The organism is Subtercola sp. Z020 (assembly GCF_002931235.1).
Lineage (GTDB): Bacteria > Actinomycetota > Actinomycetes > Actinomycetales > Microbacteriaceae > Subtercola.
The window spans coordinates 1-1,858 of record NZ_PSTT01000148.1 but is presented as its reverse complement, the minus strand read 5'-3'; the positions used below and the strand labels follow the sequence as shown (position 1 = coordinate 1,858).

Here is a 1,858-nt window from a genome sequence, read left to right as displayed (position 1 = left end):
GGCGGGCGGCATGCGCCCTGCCACCGTCCGCGCCGTCACGTGCGGAGCGCGCTCCGCACGTGACGGCGCGGACGGTGGCAGGGCGCATGCCGCCCGCCCCGCGGTGATCCGTGACGACCTGTACGTCTCGCTCGTCTGCTCCGCCTCGGCCGCCTCATTCTGCGCGGGCGGGGGCGGGCCGGGCGGCACGGTGCCCCGCCCGCGGAACGCCACCATGTTCATCCGGTTGCCGCAGCGCACACTGCAGAAGCGCTTCGAGCCGTTCCGCGACAGGTCGAGCAACAGCCCGTCACAGTCGTCGGCGGCGCACGCCCGCAGGCGACCGTTCTCATCCGACCGGATCACGTCGACCAGGGCGAGGGCCACTTCGACGCGGATGCGCTCGGCGAGCGGCGCCTCGGGGTCGGTGGCGTGCAGGTGCCAGTCGAGCGCATCGTGGCGCACGAGCTGGGGGAGGGCGCGGGCATCCGACAGCATCGCGTTCACTTCGACGACCGCGTCGCTGCGGCCGAGCATCCAGACCCGGCGGAGCCTAGCGCGCGTGGCCCGCACCTCGGCGAGTTCGAGGTCGTCGCCGTCGATGCGCCCGGAGTACTGCCAGCGCCGCAGGAGGTCGCCGAGCTCGACAGGGCTCGCGAGTTCGTCGACGCCGCTCTTGGTGGCGCCGGCGACGGTGTTCATCAGGTCGACAGTGAAGCTCAGAGTGTCTTCGGTGTCAGGGGCAAAATGCAAATTGACTCCTTACTGTGGAACACACTACCGTCAGTCACAGGGTGTGAGCGAGAAGAACTTCAAGGAGTGTCATGACGAAGCATTCGACGTCGACCGGCCTGCTGGTGGCGATCCTCGCGGCCGCCACTTTCGGCGGTTCGGGCGCCTTCATCAAGCCGCTGCTCGAAGCCGGCTGGAGCCCCGCCGCCGCCGTCACCGTGCGCGCCCTGATCGGCGGAATCGTGCTGCTGCCCGTCGCCCTGTTCTCCCTGCGTGGCCGCTGGGCGGCGCTCTGGCGCGGTCGCTGGCGCGTGCTCGCGATGGGCCTGGTCGGCGTCGCCGGCACGCAGCTGGTGTACTTCGCGGCCATCCAGCGCATTCCGGTCGGAACGGGCATCCTGATCGAATACATGGCGCCGCTGCTGCTGGTCGCGAGTGTCTGGGCGATCACCCGCCGCCGCCCGAAGGTCGTCGTACTGGTGGGTTCGGTCGTCGCGCTCGTCGGCCTCGTGCTCGTGGTCGCTCCGGGTGGCGGCGGGTCGGTGGATGCCCTCGGCATCGTCTTCGCGCTCATCGCGATGGTGGGCTGCGCGCTCTACTACGTGGTGGCGGCGCGGCCGGCCGACGGGCTGCCTGCGGTGGCGCTCGCCGGCTTCGGGCTGCTGCTCGGCGGCGTCGTGCTGGGTGCAGTCGGCCTGACCGGAGCCGTTCCGTTCACCGCGACCTTCGGCGAGGTCGTGCTGCTCGGCGGCGATTCGCCGTGGTGGGTGCCGCTGCTCATCGTGGGCGTCGTCAGCACCGCGATCGCCTACGCGGCGAGCATCGCGGCGAGCGGGATGCTCGGCTCCCGCCTGGCGTCGTTCGTCGGCCTGCTCGAGGTGGTCGCCGCGACGTTCTACGCCTGGCTGCTGCTCGGTGAGCAGCTGACCATCGCCCAGCTCGTGGGCGGGGTGCTCATCCTCGTCGGCATCGGATTCGTGCGCTCAGAGAAACGCGCCGCAGAACCGCTGGTGCCCGGCTCGGCTTCCTCCGCCGGGGCGGCCGGCGCAGCCCGCCGCCCCGGCGACCCGCAGTACGACGCCGAGCAGTTCGCGAAGGCGTAGCCCGCCCACTGGGCGCGAGGCGGTCACTTCCCCCCGAGACCGAC

At 71.6% G+C, this 1,858-nt stretch carries 1 protein-coding gene and 1 pseudogene; one reads left to right on the top strand and one right to left on the bottom strand.

Going from position 1 to position 1,858, the window contains the following annotated elements; genetic code table 11:
* Nucleotides 1-195: 195 nt before the first annotated feature.
* Nucleotides 196-681, bottom strand: a pseudogene (locus C5B96_RS16895) (CGNR zinc finger domain-containing protein); the annotation flags it as partial.
* 122 nt (nt 682-803) lie between these two features.
* Between C5B96_RS16895 and C5B96_RS16890 the strand changes: the two are divergent.
* Nucleotides 804-1,814, top strand: a complete 1,011-nt coding sequence (locus C5B96_RS16890) for a DMT family transporter (RefSeq protein ID WP_104246517.1) — start codon at nt 804-806, stop codon at nt 1,812-1,814.
* Nucleotides 1,815-1,858 lie beyond the last annotated feature (44 nt).

Excerpts from the sequence above, each read along its gene's own strand:
- C5B96_RS16890 (WP_104246517.1), top strand. The coding sequence starts at position 804 with ATGACGAAGCATTCGACGTCGACCGGCCTGCTGGTGGCGATCCTCGCG.